Annotated in this window: 1 protein-coding gene; it reads left to right on the top strand. The window is 64.6% G+C overall.

Features of this window, described 5'->3' with window-relative positions; translation table 11 throughout:
* Positions 1–104: 104 nt before the first annotated feature.
* On the top strand, positions 105–1,008 hold a 904-nt coding region (locus tag ACLQ25_RS32685; RefSeq protein WP_425734584.1), incomplete at its 3' end, for a hypothetical protein.

Raw genomic sequence — 1,008 nt, 5'->3', positions numbered from 1 at the left:
GCGGCGGGCACTGATTCGGGTGGGCCGGTTTCGTGTTGAACCTTCGTCGTGGGCGCGCCGTTGGGGAGCTAGACAGCGACCACCTGCGCGAGAGGACCAGAAGCATGCCCAAACGACCCGCCCCCGTTTATACGCCGATGGCCTACCAGCAGATCATCGACAACCCGGGCCTCGCCGGTGTCAGGCTCGCGATGCACTGGGCACGCATGTCGGGCCGACTTGGACGTAACAGCGGTAACCACAGTGCGTTGAGCGGGGCAGTGTTGGGTGACTTTGCCCAGTCGCACGGGCTCCCCGTCGGCTACTACACACTGGAGTCGGAGGGCGCGAAATATTTCCTGGGGAAGCATCCTGATCTTGCCCCCGGTGGTGCCGACCGGATGTCCGCGGCAGCTCGGCGAATTGACCCACCCGGCCACTCGCTGCTGGTATTCACCCCGGCGGCCTATCAGGTGGTCATCGACAACCCGGGCGTCGCCGACGCCCGTCTAATGGTGGCCTGGACACATGCGACAGGCCGAAAGGGGCCTACCGTCACCAGCCTCTATTTCATGGATCAGGGAGTGTTGGATGAATTTGCCCAGTCGCACGGGCTGCCCCCCGGCTATTACACGTCTGAGCGGCTTGGCAGAAAATATTTCCTGACAAACCATCCTGAGCTTGCCCCCGGTGGTGCCGACCCGAGGTTCGTGGCAGCTAGGCGAATTGTCCCGCCCGCCGGCTGGCCGCGAGCGTTCACACGGGCGGCCTATCAGGAGGTCATCGACAACCCCGGCATCGTCGATCAGCCACTCATCGCGGCCTGGACTGGCGCCACCGGCCGACTCGCCTATCCCAGCGCCAGGCTTCTGAGCCAGCCGGTGTTGAACGATTTCACCGATGCCCACGGACTGCCCAGACGTTCGTTCACCCTGAACTTATACGGCAAGTCCTCCACCCTGCAGCCAAACCCCGACCGCTTGCCCCCGAGGGGCGACCCGCAGAACGCGGCGCCAGGCAGGATCCCAC

This window comes from Micromonospora sp. DT44 (assembly GCF_049841635.1).
Classification (GTDB): Bacteria; Actinomycetota; Actinomycetes; order Mycobacteriales; family Micromonosporaceae; genus Micromonospora.
This window is presented reverse-complemented; position numbering and strand designations above follow the sequence as displayed.